Annotated in this window: 19 protein-coding genes; 6 read left to right on the forward strand and 13 right to left on the reverse strand. The window is 72.4% G+C overall.

The window, feature by feature from the left end:
* Positions 1–41 precede the first annotated feature (41 nt).
* Positions 42–299, reverse strand: coding sequence for a phosphopantetheine-binding protein (locus AB0L40_RS08070; protein WP_364351849.1), 258 nt, complete (start codon positions 297–299; stop codon positions 42–44).
* Entirely contained in the window at positions 283–1,800 is a 1,518-nt protein-coding gene (locus tag AB0L40_RS08075; protein ID WP_364351852.1) for an AMP-binding protein, read from the reverse strand. The genes AB0L40_RS08070 and AB0L40_RS08075 overlap by 17 nt, the downstream gene beginning before the upstream one ends.
* A gap of 1,181 nt (positions 1,801–2,981) precedes the next feature.
* On the opposite strand from AB0L40_RS08075, the gene AB0L40_RS08080 reads away from it, so the two are divergent.
* Together AB0L40_RS08080 and AB0L40_RS08085 are read left to right on the forward strand one after the other, a co-directional pair.
* Entirely contained in the window at positions 2,982–3,524 is a 543-nt protein-coding gene (locus AB0L40_RS08080; RefSeq protein WP_364351855.1) for an Hsp20/alpha crystallin family protein, read from the forward strand.
* A gap of 578 nt (positions 3,525–4,102) precedes the next feature.
* Entirely contained in the window at positions 4,103–4,303 is a 201-nt protein-coding gene (locus AB0L40_RS08085) for a hypothetical protein (RefSeq protein ID WP_364351858.1), read from the forward strand.
* Between the two features lie 345 nt (positions 4,304–4,648).
* Here AB0L40_RS08085 and AB0L40_RS08090 read toward each other — a convergent pair whose 3' ends face one another.
* Positions 4,649–5,014 (reverse strand): Na-translocating system protein MpsC family protein, encoded by a 366-nt coding sequence (locus tag AB0L40_RS08090; RefSeq protein ID WP_364351861.1) that lies wholly within the window; start codon positions 5,012–5,014, stop codon positions 4,649–4,651.
* Between the two features lie 625 nt (positions 5,015–5,639).
* On the opposite strand from AB0L40_RS08090, the gene AB0L40_RS08095 reads away from it, so the two are divergent.
* Positions 5,640–6,230: a hypothetical protein gene (locus AB0L40_RS08095; protein WP_364351864.1), complete on the forward strand. Its 591-nt coding sequence runs from the start codon at positions 5,640–5,642 to the stop codon at positions 6,228–6,230.
* 12 nt (positions 6,231–6,242) lie between these two features.
* The gene (locus tag AB0L40_RS08100) at positions 6,243–6,680 is read left to right on the forward strand and encodes a YetF domain-containing protein (RefSeq protein WP_364351867.1); all 438 of its coding nucleotides are present in this window, start codon (positions 6,243–6,245) and stop codon (positions 6,678–6,680) included.
* A 125-nt stretch (positions 6,681–6,805) separates the two neighbouring features.
* Here the strand turns inward: AB0L40_RS08100 and AB0L40_RS08105 are convergent, their stop codons facing one another.
* From AB0L40_RS08105 to AB0L40_RS08115, 3 genes are all read right to left on the reverse strand, one after another.
* Positions 6,806–8,137: an aspartate aminotransferase family protein gene (locus AB0L40_RS08105; protein WP_364351870.1), complete on the reverse strand. Its 1,332-nt coding sequence runs from the start codon at positions 8,135–8,137 to the stop codon at positions 6,806–6,808.
* Positions 8,138–8,234: 97 nt separating this feature from the next.
* A complete protein-coding gene (locus AB0L40_RS08110) occupies positions 8,235–9,299 on the reverse strand; it encodes a hypothetical protein (RefSeq protein ID WP_364351873.1) in 1,065 nt (354 codons plus the stop codon).
* A 131-nt stretch (positions 9,300–9,430) separates the two neighbouring features.
* The gene (locus tag AB0L40_RS08115; RefSeq protein WP_364351876.1) at positions 9,431–10,264 is read right to left on the reverse strand and encodes a hypothetical protein; all 834 of its coding nucleotides are present in this window, start codon (positions 10,262–10,264) and stop codon (positions 9,431–9,433) included.
* Positions 10,265–10,586: 322 nt separating this feature from the next.
* Here AB0L40_RS08115 and AB0L40_RS08120 point away from each other — a divergent pair, with 322 nt between their 5' ends.
* Positions 10,587–12,092: an MFS transporter gene (locus AB0L40_RS08120; RefSeq protein ID WP_364351879.1), complete on the forward strand. Its 1,506-nt coding sequence runs from the start codon at positions 10,587–10,589 to the stop codon at positions 12,090–12,092.
* Between the two features lie 140 nt (positions 12,093–12,232).
* Here AB0L40_RS08120 and AB0L40_RS08125 read toward each other — a convergent pair whose 3' ends face one another.
* The 3 genes from AB0L40_RS08125 to AB0L40_RS08135 are packed head-to-tail and all read right to left on the reverse strand — an operon-like array spanning position 12,233 to position 16,751.
* A complete protein-coding gene (locus AB0L40_RS08125; RefSeq protein ID WP_364351882.1) occupies positions 12,233–13,666 on the reverse strand; it encodes a SpoVR family protein in 1,434 nt (477 codons plus the stop codon).
* A complete protein-coding gene (locus tag AB0L40_RS08130) occupies positions 13,663–14,817 on the reverse strand; it encodes a DUF444 family protein (protein ID WP_364351885.1) in 1,155 nt (384 codons plus the stop codon). Before AB0L40_RS08130 ends, AB0L40_RS08125 begins: the two co-directional genes overlap by 4 nt.
* Before the next feature lie 8 nt (positions 14,818–14,825).
* Complete coding sequence (locus AB0L40_RS08135) at positions 14,826–16,751, reverse strand: protein prkA (RefSeq protein ID WP_364351888.1); 1,926 nt, start codon at positions 16,749–16,751, stop codon at positions 14,826–14,828.
* Positions 16,752–17,224: 473 nt separating this feature from the next.
* On the opposite strand from AB0L40_RS08135, the gene AB0L40_RS08140 reads away from it, so the two are divergent.
* A complete protein-coding gene (locus AB0L40_RS08140; RefSeq protein ID WP_364351891.1) occupies positions 17,225–18,919 on the forward strand; it encodes an FAD-dependent oxidoreductase in 1,695 nt (564 codons plus the stop codon).
* Between the two features lie 197 nt (positions 18,920–19,116).
* Here the strand turns inward: AB0L40_RS08140 and AB0L40_RS08145 are convergent, their stop codons facing one another.
* From AB0L40_RS08145 to AB0L40_RS08160, 4 genes are all read right to left on the reverse strand, one after another.
* A complete protein-coding gene (locus tag AB0L40_RS08145; RefSeq protein WP_364351894.1) occupies positions 19,117–19,779 on the reverse strand; it encodes an EthD domain-containing protein in 663 nt (220 codons plus the stop codon).
* Between the two features lie 8 nt (positions 19,780–19,787).
* On the reverse strand, positions 19,788–20,234 hold the full coding sequence (locus AB0L40_RS08150; protein ID WP_364351897.1) for an ester cyclase: 447 nt from the start codon (positions 20,232–20,234) through the stop codon (positions 19,788–19,790).
* A 123-nt stretch (positions 20,235–20,357) separates the two neighbouring features.
* Positions 20,358–21,578 (reverse strand): M20/M25/M40 family metallo-hydrolase, encoded by a 1,221-nt coding sequence (locus tag AB0L40_RS08155; RefSeq protein WP_364351904.1) that lies wholly within the window; start codon positions 21,576–21,578, stop codon positions 20,358–20,360.
* Positions 21,579–21,774: 196 nt separating this feature from the next.
* Positions 21,775–22,655 (reverse strand): 2-oxo acid dehydrogenase subunit E2 (locus AB0L40_RS08160; RefSeq protein WP_364351907.1); only part of this gene is annotated, 881 nt, incomplete at its 5' end.

A 22,655-nucleotide genomic window follows, 5' to 3' on the forward strand; every position in this document is an offset into this window, starting at 1 on the left:
TGGGTCCTTGTGGTCGTGGGGGGGGGTCGGAGCCGGGACGGTCAGGACACGGGGTCCGGGGCCGCCGTGGCGAGGAAGTCGTCGATGGTCCGGGCCGTCCGGAACGCCTGGGGGCTGAGGTCGGCGATGTCGAGGTCGATGCCGAACCGCTCGCCGAGCGCGGTGATCAGGCGGACGAGGCTGAGGCTCGTCAGGACGCCGTTCTCGATCAGTTCGTAGTCGTCGGGCAGGTCGTCGGGCGCCACGTCGGGCGCGAAGTTCTCGACGATCACGGTCTTGATGTCATGCAGTCGGGACACGGGGGGTCTCCTCGATGTGGGCGGTGCGGATGGCGTGGCGGTCGAGCTTTCCCGTCGCGGTGCGCGCGAGCGGGAGGTCGGTGACGGTGAAGGCGCTCGGGATCGCCGTCCGGGGCAGGCGTTGCGCGCAGGCGCTCCGGAGCGCGAGGCCGTCGACCCGCAGCCCCGGACGGCGCTGGACGACCGCGTGGAGCACCTGGCCCGCGACCCGGTCGCCGACGGCGAGGACTGCGGCGTCCTCGACGCCCTCCGCGTCGCGCAGGACGTGTTCGACCTCGGCGAGGTTCGTCCGGACGCCGCGGACCTTGACCTCGTGGTCCTGTCGGCCCCGGAGCGTGAGCAGCCCGGCGTCGTCTCGGCGGACGAGGTCGCCGGTGCGGAAGAAGATGCGCGGCCCACCCGCCGGATCTGCCGCGAATCGCGGCGGTCCGCCGGGGTCCACGGCGTATCCCGTGGACTGGAACGGCGTCGAGGTCCAGAGCTCGCCCTCGCCCGCCGCGTCTTCCGGGACGACCGCCCCGGTGGCGTCGACGACCCGAACCTCGGCCCCCGGGATCGGGCGGCCGATGGGGATCGGCTCCGCCGCGCGGAGGTGCTCGTGCGCGACCTCGTGCCAGACGGAGTCGTTCGTCTCGGTCGACCCGTAGACGTTGCGAACCCGGGCGTTCGGGAAGAGCTCCGGGAGGTGGGCGGCGAGGTCCGACGGGGCCCTGTCCCCGGTCAGCACGACGTCGCGGACGGACGGGAAGGCCGCGCTCCCGGACGAGTCGGCGAGCAGGCGGAAGAGCAGCGGGACACCTTGCACCACGTGGACGTCCCGGCCGCCGACGAGCCCGGCGAGGACCGCGGGATCCGCCGCCTCGGCCGGGTCGACGAGGACGACCTCCGCGCCGTGCGACAGCGCGCTCCAGACGTCGAGCAGCGAGAGGTCGAAGTTCAGCGGCGCGTAGGAGAGCACGCGGACGCCCGGTCCGAGGTCGAACGCCTCCGCAGCCCAGGTCTCGAACCGCGTGCTCGCCGCGCTCGGGATCGGCACGATCTTCGGGGTCCCCGTGGTCCCTGAGGTGGTGAGCGACAACGCCGCCGCAGCGGCAGGGTCGGAGACTGCGGTCGCGCCGACGACGGGCGCGACCCGGAGCGCGGGGATGCCCGGACCAATGTCCCCGGCGGCGCGGGCCGCGAGCCGGACGAGACGATCCGCACTCGACTGCACCGCGAGGGCGGCGAGGGTCGTCTCACCGAGCTGGGGCGACGGCAGGACGACGCGGTGTCCGTTCCGCCACGCGGCGACGAGGAGCGCGACGAGGTCTGCGGACTTCGCGCCGACGACGAAGAGCCGGTCCCCCGGATCGACGGACGCCTCCAGGGCGGCGGCGGCGTCGTCGATCAGGTCCGCGAGTTCCCCGAACGACAGGTCGCCGCGGGTCCACGTCAGCGCCCGGTCGTCGGGGCGCTCACGGATGGTCCGCGCGAGGCGGTCGAGGAAGGAGCGTGAGGGCATGGGCGGATCGTCTCCTGGGGTGCATCGCCGTCGCTCGGGTGCCGAACGACGTTGAGGTAATCCTGATCTGCTTTGCGCCTTTTCGAGCGGGCTCCTCGCGGCCCGCCGGCCGAGATGCAGTTCCGCCGGGCCCGGGCGGGGCGAAACAGGCGCAAGATCCACGCCCGGGTGGGTCGTGTGGGGCGGTGACGCGCCCGGGGGCCGCCGTCACAGGCCGGGCCCGACGCCCCTCGCTCGTCGAGCGGCCGACCCGCGATTACCCGACCGGCAGACCAATGGGATCGCACCCAGGAGGTCGTCGGTTCGAGCCCGACTAGCTCCACCTAGGAACAGCAGGACCGGAACCCCCGCCGACGCGGGGGTTCCGCCGTTCCAGGGTCAGCGGACGAGCGATCCGAACCGCCGGACGAAGCGCGGTGCGTAGCACTCAGGATTTCGAAGGGCACCGGACACGCAGATCGCACGGGCCGCCGACACGGTCGGCAGGATCCGCCCCATGCGCTCAGCTTTAGAACTTCCAGATCGGGCGTACGCGCATTGTCTGCGGGCGTTGCGACCGCACTTCGCCGTTCCGAGACACCTTCTGCTGGACGGGTCAACCCACGGCGTGACGGCAGGCGGACTCTTCGCACGTTTCATGGGCGTCACCTACGCCCGAATCCTGCTCCAGGAGCAAGCCCAAGCGCGCAGTCGATCCCGAGCGCCCCGCATGGCGGGCCCCCCATGCACTCACCAGCTGCGGCCGCGCCCGTCAGGCAGACGGAGCCGCGATCCCATTGCGCCGCAGGTGCTCGAGCGGGATCGCGGAATGTGAGGCCTTCATCCCCCGAAATCGAAGCGAGTTCTTCGGCGCCAATTTCGCGTTCGCGTCACAAATCCGGTCCCCGAGGGCGAACTAAGGGCTGTGTACGAGATCAGCAAGTGGAGCGACGCGATCTTCGCCACGCCGGACCGCGCCTGATCAGCAGTCCCACCCGGCACCCCGTCTGCAGCGTCGATGGTCAACGTGCGCGTTTCGGGCGCCGGACCGCGTTCGGCCCGGACCCGGAGCACGCCGGAGCCGGCGCGGGTGGCGGCGTTTGGTCGTGTCGTTCTCCGGCCACCAGGGCTTGACAGTCCGGGACTGAGATTTCTATATTTCGGGGCGCAAGATCTGTCTTCTTACTACGGAGGTTTGAGTCATGACCATCGTTCGTTGGGAGCCCGCCCGCGACTTCGCGTCGCTGCAGCAGGACGTCAATCGCGTGTTCGCGTCGTTCTTCGACCCGAGCACCACCAACGCGAGCGCGGGGAGCTGGATCCCGCCGGTCGATCTCGAGGAGCTCGACGACTCGTTCCTGCTGATCGCGGACCTGCCCGGCGTCGCTGAGGACGATGTCGCCATCGACGTCGAGGGCGACACCCTCACGCTCAGCGGCGCCCGAACCCGCGCTCGGTCGAAGGGTGCGCGCGCCGTGCGGACCGAGCGTGGCTCCGGCGCGTTCCAGCGGCGCCTGACGATGCCCGAGGGCGTCGACGCGGACGAGATCACCGCGACGTTCGATCGTGGTGTGCTGGAGATCCGGATCCCGAAGCCGGCCAAGTCGCAGCCCCGCCGCGTCTCGATCCAGGTCGCCGACAAGCCGCGAACGCTGACGCACGGCGAGAGCGAGGCCGGCAAGACCGACCCGGCCGCGGAGAGCTCGCTCCGAGAGACGCCGCAGCCGGCTGGCGCGGTGGCGTAGCCCGGCGAGCGGCGAGGGTCCGGCTCACCGTGGGAGGTCCGGCCGGACCCGCCGCCCCCGGCGACTCCGTCGCACGCGGTGGCCGCCCGTTGCCTGCGGAGGTCTCGCGAATTCACCCGTTCGGGCACGAACCGGACGAGGTGGCGCAACCGTCCGCAGGCCTGCGGCCTCGACGTGGCCACGGCGAGCTTCCGTCATCGCGTCACGAGTCTTGAACGGCGCGCGTCGTTGGTCATCCGTGTCGGATCGTCTCGCTTCGGTGCCCCGACGCAACCCTCACCCGACACGGGTCCGCCGGGCCCTCTTCCCCGAGCGGCACGCTCGATGCTGACCACAGGGGCCGCCACCGGCAGCCGCGATCTACGGAATGCACCCGCGTTGCCTACGGTCCCGTAACCTTCGGGCCGATGGCCCGTCTCCGCGACCCATCCGGAGGACCCGCACAACCACGGATGCGAACGCCGACGGCGGCACGACGGCCCGAACCTTCCCGGGCCCGAAGGGCACAGGGGCACCAACAGGGCGGTACGCCTCCGTGCTCCATCGTCGGCGCCCACGCGGTCGGCTCCAGCTGGAGCTTGGTGCTGGCGATCTGGCTGACCCCGCAAGGTGCCCTCGGGCTGAGCCTCGTGGCAGGCGCGGCCCTCGGCGCCGCCGTGGGGCTCCCTCTGGCCTGGAGATTTCGGCACGCGTGCTCTGTCCCGGCGGTGTATCTCGCGGCCTACGGAACGACCATCGGCTGGTTGCCGATCATCGGCGCGGTCCTCGTCGCGTCCTGAAGGTCGGGCTACCCGGAAGGAGATCGTTCGCAGCGAAACGTTCGTCGGGGTCTGGCTTGCGGCCTCAGCACGGCGACGACGAGCATCCGCCCGTTGCGTCATGTCACCCCGCCGGACCCACACGACGCTCCGTCCGCGCACGGCCTGCGGCGGCGCCCCAAGCACCGCACGGTCGACCGGTCGAGCACGCTAGACGGCCCCGTATGGGCTCGTCGCCGACGACCCGGCCACCACCGTCTTCGCCACCCAGACCCCGGCAGGCGCGCAACGCACTACGGCGCCGCCTGACCGACTCGACCGCAACGCCCCGGACACCCGACCGTGGGCAATGCCGCGACCGCCTGGCTACGTCGATGCGGCTGACGGTGGGACAGCCTCGCCGGTGAGCAGGAAGACCTCGACGGCCGCGTCGGCGGCGATCGAGTAGCCAGGGATGTGCGCGCGGACGGTACGGCCAAGCGCGACCTCAACGATCTCGGTCATCGCCGCCCGTGCCTGGTGCTGAAACAGCGAGCGTGCCCGCAGCGCGATCTCCCCTCCGTCGAGGTCCTTCAGCGTCGCCTCGTAGGGCGTGCTGGTGTCTTCCAGCACGCACACGACCTGGTCGCCGATGACGACCGTCTTCACCGATGTCGGCCCGCGACCGAGGTGCTCCTTGTAGAGCTGTGCGATCCCGTTGGAGATCTCTTGTTGCGGGACGCTGAACGGCACCAGGCACTCCGATCCGAAACGACGAGCGCCGAGATCTTCGCACGCCATCCCAGCACCAAACCAGACCGCCCCGCCATCCGGTGGTGCTGCTCAGCGACATGGTCCCGACGAGCTCCGCTGATCTCCTTCGCCGTCACGAACATCACCGGCGAGATCCGCCGCCATGTCCGCGACACCACCCGGGCCCTCTACGTCCCCCGATCGATGCAGGAACTCGACGCCAAGGTCCAACGCACCCGATGCCGCGATCGGCCGTGAGCCCACCGACGACGACCTCGCCGCTGAGCAGCACGTCGACGTCACTGACATCCGCGAAGCCCTGGTCACCGGCCAGTCGTACCGCGCGCCCTCTCGATGGACGCGCCGACCGGCGAGGACCGGGTCCTCGGCGACCACCACGCCATCCCGGAACCCGCGTACCGCCAGGTCGAGGACGCAACGACGCTCGGGATCGCGCTCGACGCGATCAGCGACCGAGGCCACGCCACAGGCGGCCTGAGCAGAGTGGTCGGGGCATCAGGAGACCGGGGCCGCGACGCCTGGCGACGCAGCCGCGGTCTCCTGCGTCGCCGGCGCGTCGGCGCACCGGTGGGTGCCCCCGACCCGCGCGGGGTATCCACGGCCCGTGCCCGACTCGACCTCCCTACACGGCGACACGACCGGCATCGCACCACGGGACCCGTCGACGGTCTCCACAGCTCCCCACGCGCTGGCGCGGACGCGAGACCTGCACGGCCGCGCGCACCACCCGTGGGTCCGTCGCGGCGTCCTCGTCCTGATGACGGTCGTGGTGCTGCTCGCGCTGTCGGGGCGCTTCGGGCAGGAGGACGGCGTGACGTCGGCGGCGAACGCCACCGCCAGCGTCGACGTTCGGGCTCCGGGGACGCTGCGGGGAGGTCTGCTGTGGCGCGGGCGGATCACGGTCCGCGCACGGACGCGGATCGACCGGCCGCAGCTGGTGCTCGGGCCCGGCTGGGTCGCGGGGATGCAGCTCAACACGGTCGAGCCGGCCGCGAGCGAGGAGGGCACCCGCAAGGACGCGCTCACGCTGACCTACGGCACGCTGCAGGCCGGGCAGGAGCTCAGCGTGTACCTGCAGCTGCAGGTCAATCCCGAGACGCGGGGACGGCAGGACCTCTCGGTGCACCTGGAGGGCAGCGGCCCCCATCCCCCGGCCCCGGTGCACGTCCCGCTGCACACGACCGTCCTGCCCTGATCGGAGTCCATCGTGGATCTCGTCGTCCGTGCCGTCGTCATCTTCGCCGTCATCTGGGTCGTAACCCGGGTGGTCGGTCGCCGCGAGCTCTCGACCATGGAACCCTTCGACCTCATCCTGCTCGTCGTCATCGGCGACCTCGTCCAGCAAGGCGTCACCCAGAGCGACTACTCGCTGACCGGGGCGATCGTCGTGATCCTCACGATCGCGCTGCTGACCGTCTTCATGAGCTACGTGTCGTTCCGCGTACCCCGCCTGCGACCGGTGCTGGAGGGCGAACCGCTGGTCCTCATCGAGGACGGGCGGATCATCGAGCGCAACCTCCGACGCGAACGCCTCACGGTCGACGAGCTCCGCGCAGAGGCACGGATGAACGACATCGACGACCTCGCGGACGTGCGCTTCGCGGTCCTCGAGACCAACGGCCGGATCTCGTTCCTCACCGCCTGAGCACCCGCGCGGCGCTCAGCATCGGGCCATGCGGCGCGCGGTAGCGCAAAGATCGACAACCGCCCTGGAGCGGGGTCCACGCCGGCCGCGCGAGTGCCCGGCGATCGACCGCGCCCCGTCCGGCCTCACGCGAACGCCGGCGCCACGTCCCCGATCGCCTGGTCCAGCCGCTCGAGGCCCGCGTCGAGCTCGTCCGTCGTGATCGTCAGCGGCGGGGCGATGCGCAGCGTGCCGCCCATCTCGCGCAGCTGGACGACGTTCATGTGGAGCCCGAGCTGCAGGCAGCGGGCGGTGACGGCGGCGCCGAGCTCGGGGGATCCCTGCTTCGTGCCGCGGTCGAGGACGAGCTCGAGGCCCTGCATGAGGCCCCGGCCGCGGACGTCGCCGACGACGGCGTGGCGGTCCTGGATCGCCCGCAGCCCGGCGTGCAGCCGCCGGCCCGTCTCGCGGGTCCGGGCGACGAGGCCCTCGTCCTCGATCACGTCCAGGACGGTGGTGCCGACGGCGGCGACGAGCGGGTCCGAGACGTGGGTCGTGAAGAACAGGAAGCCGCGATCGTGGGCGCGCTGCTCCAGCTCCGCGGACGTGACGACGGCGGCGAGCGGCAGGCCCGCGCCGAGGGTCTTCGAGAGCGTGACGATGTCGGGGACGACGCCGTCGTGCTCGAACGCGTACATGCTGCCGGTGCGGCCCAGCGCGGTCTGCGCCTCGTCGAAGATCAGCAGCATGCCGCGCTCGCGGCACTTCTCCTGCAGGGCGGCGAGGTAGCCCGGGGGCGGGACGATCACGCCGCCGCTGGAGAGGATCGGCTCGACGATGCAGGCGGCGAGGCTGCCGGTGGACTGCGCGTCGACCATGGCGAACCCGAGGTCGAGCTGGGCCCGCCAGTCCAGCGCGCCGTCGGGCGTCCGCACGTCGGGGCGGTAGGCGTCGGGCGTCGGGATCACGACGTTGCCCGGCGCCGCGGGGCCGTAGCCCGAGCGCGCCGTGGAGTAGGTCGCGTTCGCCGCCCCGAGCGTCATCCCGTGCCACGAGCGGCTGAACGAGACGACCTCGTGCTTGCCCGTCACGAGCTTCGCCAACCGGAGCGCCGCCTCGTTGGACTCGGCGCCGGTCGTGACCAGCAGGACCTTCTCGAGCGGGTCGGGGAGGCTCTCCGCCAAGCGCCGGGAGAGGTCCACGACCGGCCGGCTCAGCATGCCGCTGAAGAGGTGGTCCAGCGTGCCCGCCATGCGGGTGATCGTCGCCACCACCGCCGGATGGGAGTGGCCGAGGATCGCGCTCATCTGCCCGGAGGTGAAGTCCAGGAGCTCGCGCCCGTCGGAGAGATGGAGGGTGCTCCCCGCGGCCCGCTCGACGACGACGGGCGTGAAGGCCGGCCCGTAGCGCAAGACGTGGCGCTCGGCGTCGGCCCAGAACGCGGCGTCCGCGGCCGGCTCGGTCGTGGGGATGCTCATGGCGGGAACGCTACGACGCGCCGCCGTGCGCGTCCATCGCGAATCGTCCGCCGTGCGGGGCGTGACGGGCGGGCCGGGGCCGGACGGCGCCCGTCCGTCAGCGGCGCCGGAACCCGCGGTCCGGCGCCGGGTCCAGCGGGCTCGCGGGCAGGTCGGCCGGCGGGTCGCCGAGGTTGTAGTCCGACGGGGCGATGTCGTTCGGGGCGTCGGGGTGAAACAGCGCCGCGAGCAGCTGGGCCTGGCCGCGGCCGACGCCGAGCTCGCCCATGCCGCCGTTGTACATGCGGATCCCGGCCGCCTCGCAGTGGGCGTACAACCGGCTGAGATCCCGCAGGCGCCCGACCCGACAGGGCTTGACGTTCACGATGCCGACCGCGATCGGGGTCGCCTCCAGGGACCGGACGCTGGTGACGGGTGCGTCGTAGGACACGCGGTCGGCGACCGGCCGCAGCAGCTCCTGCACCGCCGGCAGGTCGTGCGGGTCCTCGAGGACCGCGTCGGGGAACGTGGCCAGGACGCGCTCGTACATCGCGAGCAGGGCCGCCTCGTCCTCCACCTCGATCCCGTACTGGCCCTTGAAGTCGATCGTCGCGACGCCCGGCACGCCAGCGACGCGGTCCATGATCTCCGGCGTCCACGACGGCGCGACGTCGAGCTTGAAGCCGACCGTCGGGTGCAGCGCGCGGCGGCGCGCGACCTTGTCGATGTCGGGCGGGTCGCCGAGCCCGAACGACGTGACGAACGTGAGCGGCTGCGGCGCGCGGCCGAGCGCCTCGGCGAGGCTCGTGCCCGACTGGCGCAGCGCGAGGTCCAGCGCGGCGGACTCGAAGGTCCAGCGCCGCCAGTTGCGGGCCAGCGCGTGCTCCGGCGGCTCCGACCACATCTCGATCGTGTCGAGGTGCGCGAGGAAGTCCGCGAGCGTCGCCCACTCCCCGGTCAGCGGGAAGGCGCTCTCCCGCAGCTCGACCTGGGCCTCCGGCGTGCCGACCTGCTCGCCGACGCCCTCCTCGCCCCGGCCCCGCAGGCGCAGGTGGGTGGTCGAGATCTCGGCGTCGCCGCCCCCGCCGCTCGTGTCGACCGGGCCGCTCGGCACCAACGCCTCGAACGACGACCCCTCGATCGCGATCGGCAGGTCCTTGACGGCGGTCCAGAGGTCGGTCATCGGGCGCGTCCCAGGGTCTCGGTGGCGGAGCACGAGCGACCCTACGCGGTTGGACGGACCGCGAGCCGTCGCTCGGCCGGCGCCCTCTCGAGCAGCCCCGACGGGGCCGGGCGATCCGCCGGTCGCCGGGGTCAGTGCCCGCGACGCGACCGCCGGCCGCTCTTGGCCGGTCGGGGCTTGAACGTCAGGGTGTAGTCGATCCGGACCTTGACCGTGCCGCCGCCGGTGCCGTAGGCCTCGAGCTTGCAGTCGCTGCCGACGTTGCCGTCCTCCTGAAACGTCTTGGGCTTCTGCGCGGCCAGCCGCGTGCGATCGAGCTTGACCAGGAAGCGCACCAGGCCGCTGCCGTCGATGCGTTCGGCGAGGAGGGGCCAGCTGGGGTTGTGAGACGCGGTGCACGGCTCGGCCTCCTTGCGGTAGCCGAACCCGGGGGCGCTCAGGCAGTTGCTCCCGTCGCCAGGATCGGGGTCGAGCCCCCCGCCGACCTGGAGGCGAGCGCCCTTGAGCGCGAACTCGAGCCCGAGTTTCGTCTTCCGCGTCCCGCAGCCGTCGGTCTTCTGGATCAGGGGGATCGGTGCCACGTCGGCGTCGGCGTCCCCCGGGCACGGCTCGGCGTACACGTTCGACCCCGATGCCTGCTTCGACCAGGTCGCCGGCACCGGCCCGTCGTTCTCGCCCAGGCTGACGATCGGAGTGCCTCCGCGGTTGCGGGTCACGCCGACCCGCGTGACCGACCCGGACGAGGCGAAGCTGATCGTGGCCGTCCCCCCGCCCTTCGCGTCCTCGCCGCGGAAGTTGATCTCGCAGTCGTGGGTGGACGTCCCGTAGTCCCAGGTGACCGTCTGCTTGCCCTTGATCGACAGGTCCCAGTACGTCGTCGTGCCGCGCGAGACGGTCGCATGCACGGCCGGGGTGGTCACGACGAGGGCGATGAGCAGTGGGAGGAGGACGAGCAGGCGGCGCACGCGGGGATCCTCGCCGCGACGCCCGCGATCCGCATCGGTGGAATCACGGGGTCCGGTCCGCGCGCGGGCGCCACGAGAGCCACCCCGGCCGCGCCGTTCGTCGGGCGGCCGACGAACGGCGCACCCGATCCGTTGCTGCTCCGACCCGAGCGATAGACGGAGGCTGCCTCCGGTGGGAACGCCCGCGTGTGTCCCAAGAAACGGAGCAGCCGATCCGGTCGTGCTACGGTCCCAACCGGATCGATTGCTCCGTTTACCGCGGGGTCACATCCTCCGCCCGCGTCCGGTTCGTCCGGCGCTCCCCGCCCCGTAGGAGACCGTCATGAGTACCGCCCCAAACACCACCAGACGGCGCGACCGCATCGCGCTGTACGTCCTGTGCCTCGGCATGCTGATGATCGTCCTCGACGGGACGATCGTCAACACCGCGCTGCCGGTGCTGAAGGACAGCCTGAACTTCTCGGACGGCAACCTGACCTGGGTGCTGAACGCGTACCTGATCCCGTTCGGCGGCCTGCTGATGCTGTCGGGCCGGATCGGCGACCTGATCGGTCAGCGCCGGATGTTCCTCTGGGGGATGTCGCTGTTCACCTTCGCGTCGCTGCTCTGCGGCGTGGCGGAGAGCCAGGAGGTCCTGATCGGCGCCCGCTTCCTCCAGGGCGTCGGTGGCGCGCTGGGGTCCTCCGTGATCCTCGGGATGATCATCACGATGTTCCAGGAGCCCCGTGAGCAGGGCGAGGCGATCGGCATCTACTCGTTCGTCGCCTCCGCCGGCGGCTCGCTCGGCCTGCTGCTCGGCGGCGTGCTGACCGACATCCTCAGCTGGCACTGGATCTTCATCGTCAACCTGCCGATCGGCATCGCGACCGTCGCGCTGGCCCTCCGGCTCGTGCCGCACCGCGACGGCCTGGGCTTCAAGGAGAACAAGGTCGACGTCCCCGGCGCGCTCATGCTCACCGGTGGCCTGATGGTCGGCGTGTACGCGATCGTCGGCGTCGAGAAGGAGGGCTGGGGCTCCGCGCAGACCCTCGGCCTCTTCGCCGTCGCGATCGTCCTGCTGACCGGGTTCGTCGTCCGCCAGGCCCGCATCGCCCACCCGCTGCTGCCGCTGCGGATCTTCCGCTCGCGCAACGTGACGGGCGCGAACCTGGTCCTGCTCGGCGTCCTGGCCGGCATGTTCTCGGTCTTCTTCTTCGGCGCCCGCTACGCCGGCGAGATCCTCGGCTACAGCCCGATCGAGATCGGGCTCGCCTTCCTGCCCCTGACGCTGATGATCGGCTTCGTCTCGACGGTCGTGTCGCAGCCGCTGAGCGAGCGGTTCGGCCCGCGGAACGTCCTGATCGGCGGCCTGTCCTCGATCGTCGTGGCGGTCCTGCTGTTCACGCAGACGCCGGTCGACGGGAACTACTTCGCCAACCTGCTGCCGTCGATGCTCCTGCTCGGCCTCGGCGCCGGCCTGAGCTTCACCTCGATCATGGGCCTGGCGATGTCGGGCGCCACCCCCGAGGACTCCGGCATCGCGTCGGGCCTCGTCAACACCTCGATGCAGGTCGGCGGCGCCATCGCGCTGTCGGTCCTGGCGACGTTCGCCTCCTCGCGCACGACGTCGAAGCTCTCCGACGGCGCCAACCAGCTGGAGGCCCTGAACGCGGGCTTCCACGTGGCGTACCTGATCGCCGCCGGCATCGTGGTCCTCGCCATCGGCGTCGCGGTGTTCGTCCTGCAGAACCAGCAGGCGCCCGCCGGGGACGCGGCGGCCGAGGGCCACGCGGCCCACGAGCACGCCGAGCACGGCGCGGCGGCGCCGGTGTACTCCGAGGTGGCCTGAGGTCGAGGGCGGACCGTCGGCGACGGACCGCCCACGAACGGCCGAGACCGGCGCGTCGGTGGCGCGCACGGTCGGCCCGGGCGGGGATCACCAGGTCCCCGTCCGCCGTCCGCGACCGAGCAACCGGGCCGCGGCACCGCTCACGGCCGCTCGGTCGCGTCCTCGGTGTGGCCGTCCGGGCCGGCGACGTACCAGATCGGATCGCCGTGACGGGTCGTCTCGACGATCGCCGGGCGGCCCCAGAGGGTCGCGACCTGCAGCAGGGTGCCGCGGGCGTACTCCGGGTCCAGGCCGACCTCGTCGCGGTGGCGGAGGTACAGCTCGCCCCGACCGCCGTGGTCCGCGTCGACGACCTCGACGTGGGGCACGCCGAAGGTCGCGTGCTGGGCGATCAGGCGCTCGCGGATCTCGTCGCACTCGGTCGAGGAGACCCGGATCTGGCGGGGGTTCCCCTGGACGTGCTCGAACGCGAACAGCCGGGCCCGCTCGCAGACCTTCGGCGTCAGGTGCTCGCGCAGGAGCGACTCGTCGTCGTGGTCGCGACAGACCGCCCGGACCTGCTCGAGCGGGTCGACCTCGCCCGCCCACGGCCAGCGCTCGCGCTCCTCGTCGTCGGGGTCCTGCGCGATCCGCATGACCTCGCGCAGGATCGTGCTCCCCAGGTGGTACGGGTTGACGGCGCCGAGGTGCGGCTGGGTCACCGACGCGTTGAGCTGCTCGTACTGCCAGTAGTCCTCGGCGGGCAGCATCAGCCGCTGGCAGATCTCCTGGTGGCAGAGGACGGCCAGGCCCTCGTTGAGGATCTTCGTGCGCATCTGGGGCAGGAAGTACGCCTGCTCGGAGCGCAGGATCGAGATGACGTCCCGCTGCCACTCCGCGAGCCCGGTGGCGTGGTGCTCGATGAAGCCCAGGAGATCGCGGTCCGGCCGCAGGGGCACGCGGTGCACGCGATCCTCCCGCGCCCGCTCGATCCGGTCGCGGCGGGCGGTGACGTCGTCGGGGAAGAGCGCGTCGTAGGGACCGGGACGGTCCTCCTCGGGCTCCGGGTCGGCGGCGTGCACGAGCTGCGCCTGCGGCTGGTGGACGACGATCGCCTCGCACGCCTCGACGAAGTCCTCGACGCGGTCGCGGCCGTGCGCCGCCATGTAGCCGTCGATCCGCTCGGCGGCGCCGCGGACGCGCGGCAGGATCGCGCGATCGGTCGGCCCGAACCACCCGTTGTGGGCGAAGAACCACGCGTGGCCGATGCAGTGGGCCATGACCAGCGTCTGCGCCACCCGGCTGTTGCCGTCCAGCAGGTACGCGTGCACCGGGTCGGTGTTGACGATCAGCTCGTAGATCCGCGACCGTCCGAGCCGGTACTCGTCGTGCTGGCGCCGGAAGCTCGCCCCGAAGCGGGAGCTGCTGTAGCGACCGGGCAGGCCGCGGGCGGCGATGTCGTACACCTCGGCGCTGCCCATCACGTGGAACACGATCGGAGGTACCGCGAACCCGAGCTCCCCGGCGATCTCCTGGCAGCGCGCGTCGATCCGGTCGAGGTCGGCGGCCGTGGGGGTCGCGGCTGCAGGGCTCATGCGACCGCTCCCGCGACGTCCTGGCGGGCGAAGAACCGTTGCAGCGCCGGCCACAGCGCCCGGTCGTCGTCGGCGGTGGCGAAGACGAACCCGTCGAGGTCCGCGGCCTGGTCGGCGAAGAAGCCCGACAGGCGCCGCTGCACCCCGAAGCCCGTGCCGGAGTCGACCTCCAGGTAGCCGACGAGCGCGAACCGCTCGACCAGCCGCTGCACCAGCTCGAGCGTCCGGCGGTTGTCGGCGGCGAAGTTGTCGCCGTCGGAGCAGTGCAGCGCGTAGGCGTTCCAGTCCGCGGTCGGGAACCGGCGCGTCGCGATCTCGTCGACGAGCTCGTAGGCGGCCGAGACCCGGGTCCCCCCGGTCGCGACGCGCCCGAAGAACTCGGCCTCCGTCAGCTCCCACGCCTCGGTGGTGTGGCCGACGAAGACGATCTCGACCTGCTCGTGGCGGCGGCGCAGGAACTGCACGCACCAGTAGAAGAACAGCCGGGCCATCCGCTTGCGCGGGACGTTCATGCTCGCCGACACGTCCATCACGCAGAAGACGACGGCCCGGTCCCGCGGCCGCGGCTGCTCGTGATACGAGCGATAGCGCAGGTCGTCGCGGTCGACGTCGCCGACGAACGCCCGCCCGCGCCGGGCGTTGCGCTCGAGGTTCGCCCGCAGCGTCGCCTTCTTGTCGACCTGCGGCCCCTTGCGGGCGATGTCGTCGTAGACGACGTCCTGCTCGGTCGTGGTCGGGTCCGGCTTGCGCTTCAGCCGCGGCAGCTCGAGCTCGGCGAACAGCAGCTCCTCGACCTCGTCCATGTCGAGCGTGACCTCGTAGAGCTCCTCGCCCGGCGCCGTGCCCGCGCCGTCCTCGCCCGTCCCGGAGCCGTCGGCGTCGCCGTCCGGCGGCCCGAGCACGTCCCCGGGCCGGACGTCGCCCTGGCCGACGCCCCCGGGCCGCTCGCCGCGGTCGAGCACGAACCGCCACGGCTTCGTCCCGCTGATCGGCACCCGGATCCGCTTGTCGGGGCCCGCGGCGACGATGTCCTCCTCCCCGATCCGCCGCTTGAGCTGCTCGGTGACCTTGCGCCGCAGGCGATCGCTGTGGTGCAGCGCGTCGCGTGCGCCCTGCCCGCTGGGCAGCGCGGTGTCCTGCACGACCGACATCCGCGCCCTCAGCGGTTGAGGAGGTGGCCGACGTAGTCGAGCAGGTCCCGCGCGGAGTGCTCGTTGTAGCCCCCCTGCTCGCAGAGCACCCGCGTGACCTCGTTCAGCCGCTTCGCCTGCTCCTGGTCGGGGCTCGCGCGGGAGACCGTGACCCGGACGATGTCCTGCAGCTGGTCGAACAGGTACTCCTCGATCCCCGAGGCGAGGATCGTGTCGGTGCGGTAGCTCAGCGGGCGCTCGCCGCTGCGCAGCGCGATCCCGATCCGCATCAGGACCCCCTGCCGGAAGGTCTCCTTGGCCGACTCGGCGACCGTGGGCTTGACCTTCTCCTCGATCGCCCGCATGAGCTTCTCGTCCGGCTCACGGTCCTCCTTCGTGATCGGGTCCTTCGTGCGCGTGCCCTGGCAGTAGGCCTCGACGTTCGTGAGGTAGTTGTCCAGCACCCGCTGCGCGTGCTCGGCGAACGCCGGCACGAACGCCTTGCGGACCTCGTCCTTCAGCACGCGGTCGATCTCCTTGCGCGCGTCGACGACGAACGCCTCCAGGCGCCGGCGCTCCTCCTTGCCGACCTCCATCCGCTCGATGTGGTCGTGCAGCGCGATCAGCGCCATGATCGGCGTCAGGTAGCGGCCGCCCTGCGGGTCGCCCTCGGGCCGCTGGGCCGCACCCGAGAGGACGTCGACGATCCGCCGCGGCCCGAGGCCGCCCATCGCCTCGTGCTCGGCCTCGCGCTTGACCTCGGGGACCTGCGTGAGCTTCCACTCGCCGACCTCGACGCCGTCGTAGAGCTGGAGCTTCTCCATCGGGTCGAGCGTCTCGTGGGCCTCCAGCCGCGAGAGCACCGCGACCATCGCGGCCGCGCGGAGGGCGTGCGGGGCGATGTGCAGGCCGCCGTCGCCGGGCGACCCGCGGTCGCCCAGCAGCTTCGCGTAGATCCGCTCCTCGTCGCTGACCCGCACGTTGTAGGGCACGGCGACCGTGACGAGCCGGTCCTTCAGCGCCTCGTTGCGGGGGTCGGCCATGAACGCGCGGAACTCGGCCTCGTTCGTGTGGGCGACGATCGCGCAGTCCGCGTCGATGTAGCCGAACTTCGGGACCTTGAACTGCTTCTCCTGCGCCATCGTGAGGAACAGGTTCCGGAACTCGGCCGGGTTCTTCAGCAGCTCGACGGCCTCGAACAGCCCGCGGTTGGCCTTCGAGAACTCGCCCTGCCAGTCGAGCGCGAGCGGATGGGCGTCGGAGCCGTAGCGCTCGATCGCCTTCCAGTCCATCCCGCCGGTGAGCTGCTCCATGCTCATCGACTTCGGGTCGCCGGGCTCGAAGGTCGCGATCCCGACCCGCCGCGCCTCGGAGAGCACGACCCGGCGGATCGGGAAGCGCAGGAAGTCGCCGCCGTACTCGTCGTCGAGCCGGAAGCGGCAGACCGGGCAGAGCTCGCCCTCGATCCGCACCGACGTGTGCTCCCGCGCCTGGGCACGGAGCTCCTGCGGCACCAGATGCAGCGGCTCCTCGTGCATCGGGCAGCCCTCGAGGGCGTAGATCGCGCCCTCGTCCGTCCGCGACCACGCCTCCAGCCCGCGCTTGAGCATCGCGGCGATCGTCGACTTCGCCCCGCCCGGAGGGCCCCACAGCAGCAGGATCCGGCGACGCGTCTCGTGGCCCTCGGCCGCCGTCTCGAAGTAGCCGACGACGCGCTCCAGTGGCGCGTCCATCCCGAACAGCTCGTCCGCGAAGAAGTCGAAGGACGTCTCGCCCGGGTGTGGGCCGGCGGCCGACCCGGCGGCCTTGATCATGTCGTGGATCCGCTGGTGCGCGGTCGCGGCGATCGTCGGCCTCGCCGCGACCCGCTCCAGGTAGTCGTTGAGGGTGATGACCTCTTCGGGTTCCGAGGTCCGGTGCTGCGCCGCTTCGGTCAGCGCCTGATGGAAGCTCATCCGTGTTCTCCGCCCGCGTCGTCGCCTGAGGCGGGCGACGTGCCGTCGGCCGCCTCCTTTCCTCAGGTCTACGCTGATCTCCGGACGGACGACACCGGTTCTCGACCTCCGGGCCACAAGTTCGGCCAGAGGGCCGAACCGGTGCGCGAAGCTGCCGCCGCGGGGCCATGGTGCCGCGCACCGCAACGCGAGATCATGCGCCCGGCCAGGGCGCCACGGGGCCCGGCGCGCCAAGCCGGGCGCTCGCGCTCCGCCACTCTGCCGTCGCCCGCGACCGGCCGGCGATCCCGCCCGAGCTCGAAGGACCTGCTCGGGCCTGGTCGACGGAGGATGACCGCGCAGGCCCAGATCGTCGAATTGGGCGAATCATATTGACTATGTGCATAGATCCGATGTAGCCTCGCGTCGCCGCGGGTCAGCCCGCACGCGCGCCGCCGCAGGGCGCGCCCAGCCGATACGAAACGGACGTTCAGATGGACAGCAACGCTTGGGACCGCGTCGTCGACGTGGTGGTGGTCGGATCCGGGGCCGGCGGCCTGACCGCCGCCCTCACGGCGGCGGTCGACGGGGCCGAGGTCGAGGTCCTCGAGAAGGCCGACCTGCTCGGCGGGACGTCGGCCTGGTCCGGCGGCATGCCGTGGGTCCCCCGCAACAGCCACATGGGCGAGGTCGACGCGACCGACTCCCGCGAGGAGGCCCTGGAGTACATCAACGGGCTCACGGAGCAGCGCGCCCACGACCCGTCGCTGATCGAGCGGTTCGTCGACGAGGCCGCCGGCGCGATCGACTTCGTCGAGTCGCACTCGGCCCTCCGGCTCACCGTCACGCACGCGTGGAGCGATTACTTCGCCGACCGGCCCGGCGGCAAGCTCGCCGGCCGCTCGCTCGAGCCGCTGCCGTTCGACTCCCCCGCGGTCCTCGGGGAGTGGCACGACAAGGTCCGCGACTCGCCGCACATCCCGCGCCTGACGCAGGACGAGATGGCGGCACTCGGCTCGCAGCGCGCGCTGCCCGTCGACGAGACCGGCAAGGTGCCCGCCAGCGCCGAGGAGCTGATGACGCGCCGCGAGCGCGACCAGATCCGGGTGATGGGCCCGGCGCTCATCTCCGGCATCGTCCGCGGCCTCGTCGACCACGGCGTGACGCTGACGACCGGCACCCCGGTGACGAGCCTCGTCGTCGAGGACGGCGCCGTCGTCGGCGTCGTGGCGGACGAGCACGGCACGAGCGTGCGCATCGGCGCGCGCCGCGGCGTCGTGCTGGCCAGCGGCGGCTTCGAGTGGAACAAGGACCTCGTCCTCGCCTACCTCGGCAGCCCGCACAAGCTGCCGCTGTCGCCGCCGACCAACGTCGGCGACGGCCTCGTCATGGGCCTCGAGATCGGTGCGGCCGTCGGCAACATGAGCAACGCCGTGGCCTTCCCGGCCACCTACGACGAGCACTCGACCTACGAGGGCGCGCCGATCGGCAACCTCGCCACCCCGCGCAACGACCCGGGCGTCGTCGGCCTGAACAAGCACGGCCGGCGCTTCGTCAACGAGGGCATCACGTACATGGACATCGCGAAGGTCCACGGGACGTACGACCCGCTGACCGCGACGTACCCGAACGAGGGCCCGGGCTGGTGGGTCTTCGACGAGTCGGTCCGGGCCCGGTACATCATCAGCGACTTCGTCCCGGGCGCCCCGACGCCGTCGTGGGTCAAGACGGCCGACACGCTCGAGGGCCTGGCGGCCGAGATGGGCCTCGACCCCGCCGTCCTCGTCGAGGAGGTCGAGCGCTTCAACGGGCACGTCGAGGCCGGCGTCGACCCGGACTTCCACCGCGGCGAGATCTGGTGGGAGGGGTACCAGACGAAGGGCCCGCAGCCCGGCAAGCACCTCGCGAAGGTGGAGACCGGGCCGTTCTACGCGCTGAAGATGTACGACGGGATCCTCGGCACGGTCGGCGGGCTGCGCACGGACGCCGACGCGCGCGTCCTGCGCCAGCGCGGCGGCGTGGTCGACGGCCTCTACGCCGTGGGCAACGTCGCGGCCGGCATCTTCGGCCAGGTCTACCCCGGCGGCGGCTCGACCCTGGGGCCGGGCATCACCTTCGGGCACCTCGCCGGCCGGCACGCCGCCGCCCGCGAGGACGCGCCGGCGCTGCGCGAGGCCGCCACGGCCTGATCCCACCGGGGTGCCCCGCCGTCGGGGGACGGCGGGGCTCCCGACGGCGCGGCGGAGTCCGATCCGGGGGCGAGGGCAAGCGCCCCCGGATCGGAGTCCGTCGCACCGCTCGAACGACCGAGGGCCCGCCGGCGGCGGGCCCTCGGTCGTTCCCCTCCCTCGGGTGCGGCGGGACCCGACGGTCCCACCGCGCCCGGTCAGCCGACGAGCACGCGCTCGGTCGTGATGATGAACGGCAGCTCCAGCGGTGCACCGAGGAACGCCGCCTCGTCCGCGCGGGTGGCCGCGTAGACCGGGTCGGTCGCCGACTCGCGCATCGCGTCGAGGTCGTCGAACCAGGTGATCGCCGAGCCCTCCCACGCCGGCTCGCCGCCGGCGTAGTCGCCGTCGACCGTGTGGCTCTGCACGTACCGGCGCATGACCGCGATGCCGGACGCCAGGGGCCCGTGGTGCTCGCGCCAGTAGCGACGGAACTCGGTCGGCGTGAGGCCGGGCCGGCGGGTGACGAACTCGAAGTTCTTCAGCGCGCCCGGGGCCGCCGGGCCGTCCTTGATCAGGTGGTCCTCGACGAGGAACGTCGCGACCGACGCGGGGTCGACGCCCAGGCCGTCGACGAGCGCGGCGAACGCCGGGGACGCCACGGCGGCCCGGGCGGCCGCCTCGTCGGCGAACCAGAGCTCCTCGACCGCGTCGTACGGCGGGTCGCCGCGGCGGTAGCCCGACGGCGTCGTCACCGAGCGCACGTGGCGCAGCACCCCGGGGACCCGCGCGTCCGGCGCCGGGTCACCGTCGAGGCGTTCCCGGAACGCCTCGACCGCCGTCCCCCGCGCGCGGCGGACGGCGGTCATGACCTTGACCACGAGGTGGCCTAGAACATCGTGTTGTCGTTCTGCGCCTCGGTCGGGATCGGCTGCACGACGTCCCAGTGCTCGACGATCTTGCCGTTGGACACCCGGAAGATGTCGACGACGGCCGAGCCGTTGTCCTCGGCGTTCAGCTGCGTGCGGTGGTGGATGACGGCGAGGTCGTCCTGCACGATGACGCGCTTGATCTCGGCCTTGAAGTCCGGGAACGCGCCGAAGAGGCCGCTGATGGCCGCGACGAAGCCCTCGGCGCCGTCGGGGGCCTGCGGGTTGTGCTGGATGTAGCCCTCGTCGCCGAAGAACTTCTCGGCCGCGGCGGTCGGGTTCTGCTGCACGAACGCGAGGTCGTAGAAGTCGAGCGCGGTCTGCTTGGTGTCGGTCAGGGTGTCGGTCATCGGTGCTCCGTGGGTGTCGTGGTGGTCCTGCGGGCCGCGGGGACTGCTCGTCCTCACGTTTGATTCATACCATAGCCATAGATTGGCTGGGAGAAGGGGTCGAGTGGTGAAGGGCGACCCGGCCGCCGGCGGCCGGGCGGTCCGGCGGACCGCCCGGCCGGACCGCGGGCGACGACGCGATCAGCCCAGCAGCTCGAGCGTCGCGCGGGCGTAGATCTCGCCGGCCTGCGCGACCTCGGCGACCGAGATGTGCTCGTCGACCATGTGCGCGAGCTCGAAGTCGCCCGGGCCGAAGGTGATCGCCGCGGGCGTGCCGAAGCCGTCCGCGCCGGTCTCCATCAGCTCGACCGCGTCGACCCAGCCGCCGTTGAAGTGCTGGACCTTCGGCGCCGTGCCGGTGACGGCCTCGACCGCGCCGGTCAGCGCCTTGACCGCGGCGTGGTCCGGGTCGACCTCGCCGGGGCGCAGCCAGAGCCGGCCGGCGCCCATCGGCAGGAGCTTGCGCTCGAAGCGGACCTCGCCGTCCTCCCGCTCCAGCGTGCGCAGGAACGCGTCGATCGCGTCGCGGACCTCGGTCAGCCCGACGCCGACCGTCGACATCACCGAGACGATCACGTCGCAGCGGCCCGGGATCGCCCAGCCGCCGACGTGCGACGTGCGGGTGGCCTGGATCGAGACGCGGGGCCCGAAGAACTGCGAGTCGCCCTGCGGGATGACGAGGCGGCCCTCGTCGACCGCGAGGACGAGCTTCGCCATCTTCGTCACGGCGTTGATGCCGCGCTCGGGCTCGGTCGGGTGCGCGGTGCGGCCGACGGCCGTGATCTTCCACGTGGAGATGCCCGGGTAGGCGATCTCGACGCGCTCGTTGCTCGTGGCCTCGGCCGAGAAGACCGTGCCGACGCGCTTGGCCACGCCGAGGTCCTTCATCAGCACGGCGCCGCGGAATCCGTCCTCGCCGTCGGCGTCGGACATGTAGTAGAGCGGCCCGCTGCGCGGCTGCCCGCTCTTCACGACCTGCTCGATCGCGGTGAGCATCGCGATCATCGTGCCCTTGGAGTCCACCGCGCCGCGGCCGTAGAGCTCACCGTCGATGACCTCGGCCTTGAACGGGTCGCGCGACCAGTCCGACGGGACCGCGCCGACGGTGTCGTAATGGCCGTCGAAGAGGACGCCCGGGCCGCCGCCCTCGCCCTCGAGGACCCCGAGGACGAGCGGCGTCTTGCGCCCCTCGACGGCGTAGTGCTCGACGGTCATGCCGAGCTCGCGAAGGCGCTCGGAGACCCAGAGGTGGGCGGTCGTCGGCTCGCCGACGACGCTGCGGATGGAGACGATCTCGCGGAGCAGCTGCTCGGCGCGGTCGACGTCGACGGAGACCGCGACGCCCTGCTGTTCGGTGCTCATCGGAGCCTTTCGGTGGTGGTGACGGAGGTCGAAGGGGTGGGGAGGGCCTGCCGGTGTCCGACGGGCCGGGGACGCGTCCGCCGGGCGGGCCGCCGGGGCCGGCCGTCCCGGCCGGTCGGCGCGACCGCCGGGACCGGCACCGGGTCGCCCGTGGCGGGCGAGGTCGGGACCAGGCGGTCGCCGGTCGCCGGTGAGGTCACGGACGCCATGCCATGCCGCCTTCCAGGAGCTCGGCGAGGGTGCCCAGCGCGGCGGCGCCGACGGCGCCGTCGATCACGCGGTGGTCGAAGCTGACCGTGACCGCGAGGACGGGGATCACGGCGGTGCCGCCCCGGCGGGGGACGACGCGCTCGACGGTCCGGCCGACGGCGACGATCGCCGACTCGCCGGGGTTCAGCATCGCCGTGAAGCGATCGACGCCGAAGCCGCCGAGGTTCGACAGCGTGATCGCCGCGCCCGTCATGTCGGCCACGCCGAGCGTGCCGCCGCGGGCCGCGCCGACGAGCCGCTGACGCTGCTCGGCGATCGCCGCGAGGCCGGCGGTCTGCGGGTCGCGGATGACCGGGACGACGAGGCCCTTGTCGCTGGCGGCGGCGAGGCCGACGCCGTCGGCGCCGCTGCGCACCATCCGCGGTCCGTCGTCGCCGTCGACCCAGCTGACGGCGAGATCGGGGTGGCGGCGGACGGTCTCGGCGATCGCCTGCACGAGCAGGTCGTTGACGCCGACCCGCGCGCCGGCGTTCACGCCCGCGGACTGCGCCGCCTTCTGGGCGAGCAGGTGACTCGCGTCGACGTCGCGCTGCAGCTGGTACTGCGGGATCAGCTGGCTCGCGCTCATCCGCCGCGCGATCGCGCGGCGGGTGGCGGTCAGCGGCTGCTCGTCGGGGCCGGCATCGGGCGCGAGGGCCAGGACCGGGGCCGGGGCCAGAACCGGGGCCGCGGGCGCGGCCGCCGGTGGGACGACGTTGGCGTCCTCGCGCGCCGCGACCGCGCGCCGCACGTCGTCGAGCGTGACCCGGCCGCGCGGGCCGGTGCCCTCGACCGCGGCCAGCGCGATGCCCAGGTCCTCGGTCGCGC

The organism is Patulibacter sp. NPDC049589, from assembly GCF_040675535.1.
Taxonomy (GTDB): domain Bacteria; phylum Actinomycetota; class Thermoleophilia; order Solirubrobacterales; family Solirubrobacteraceae; genus Patulibacter.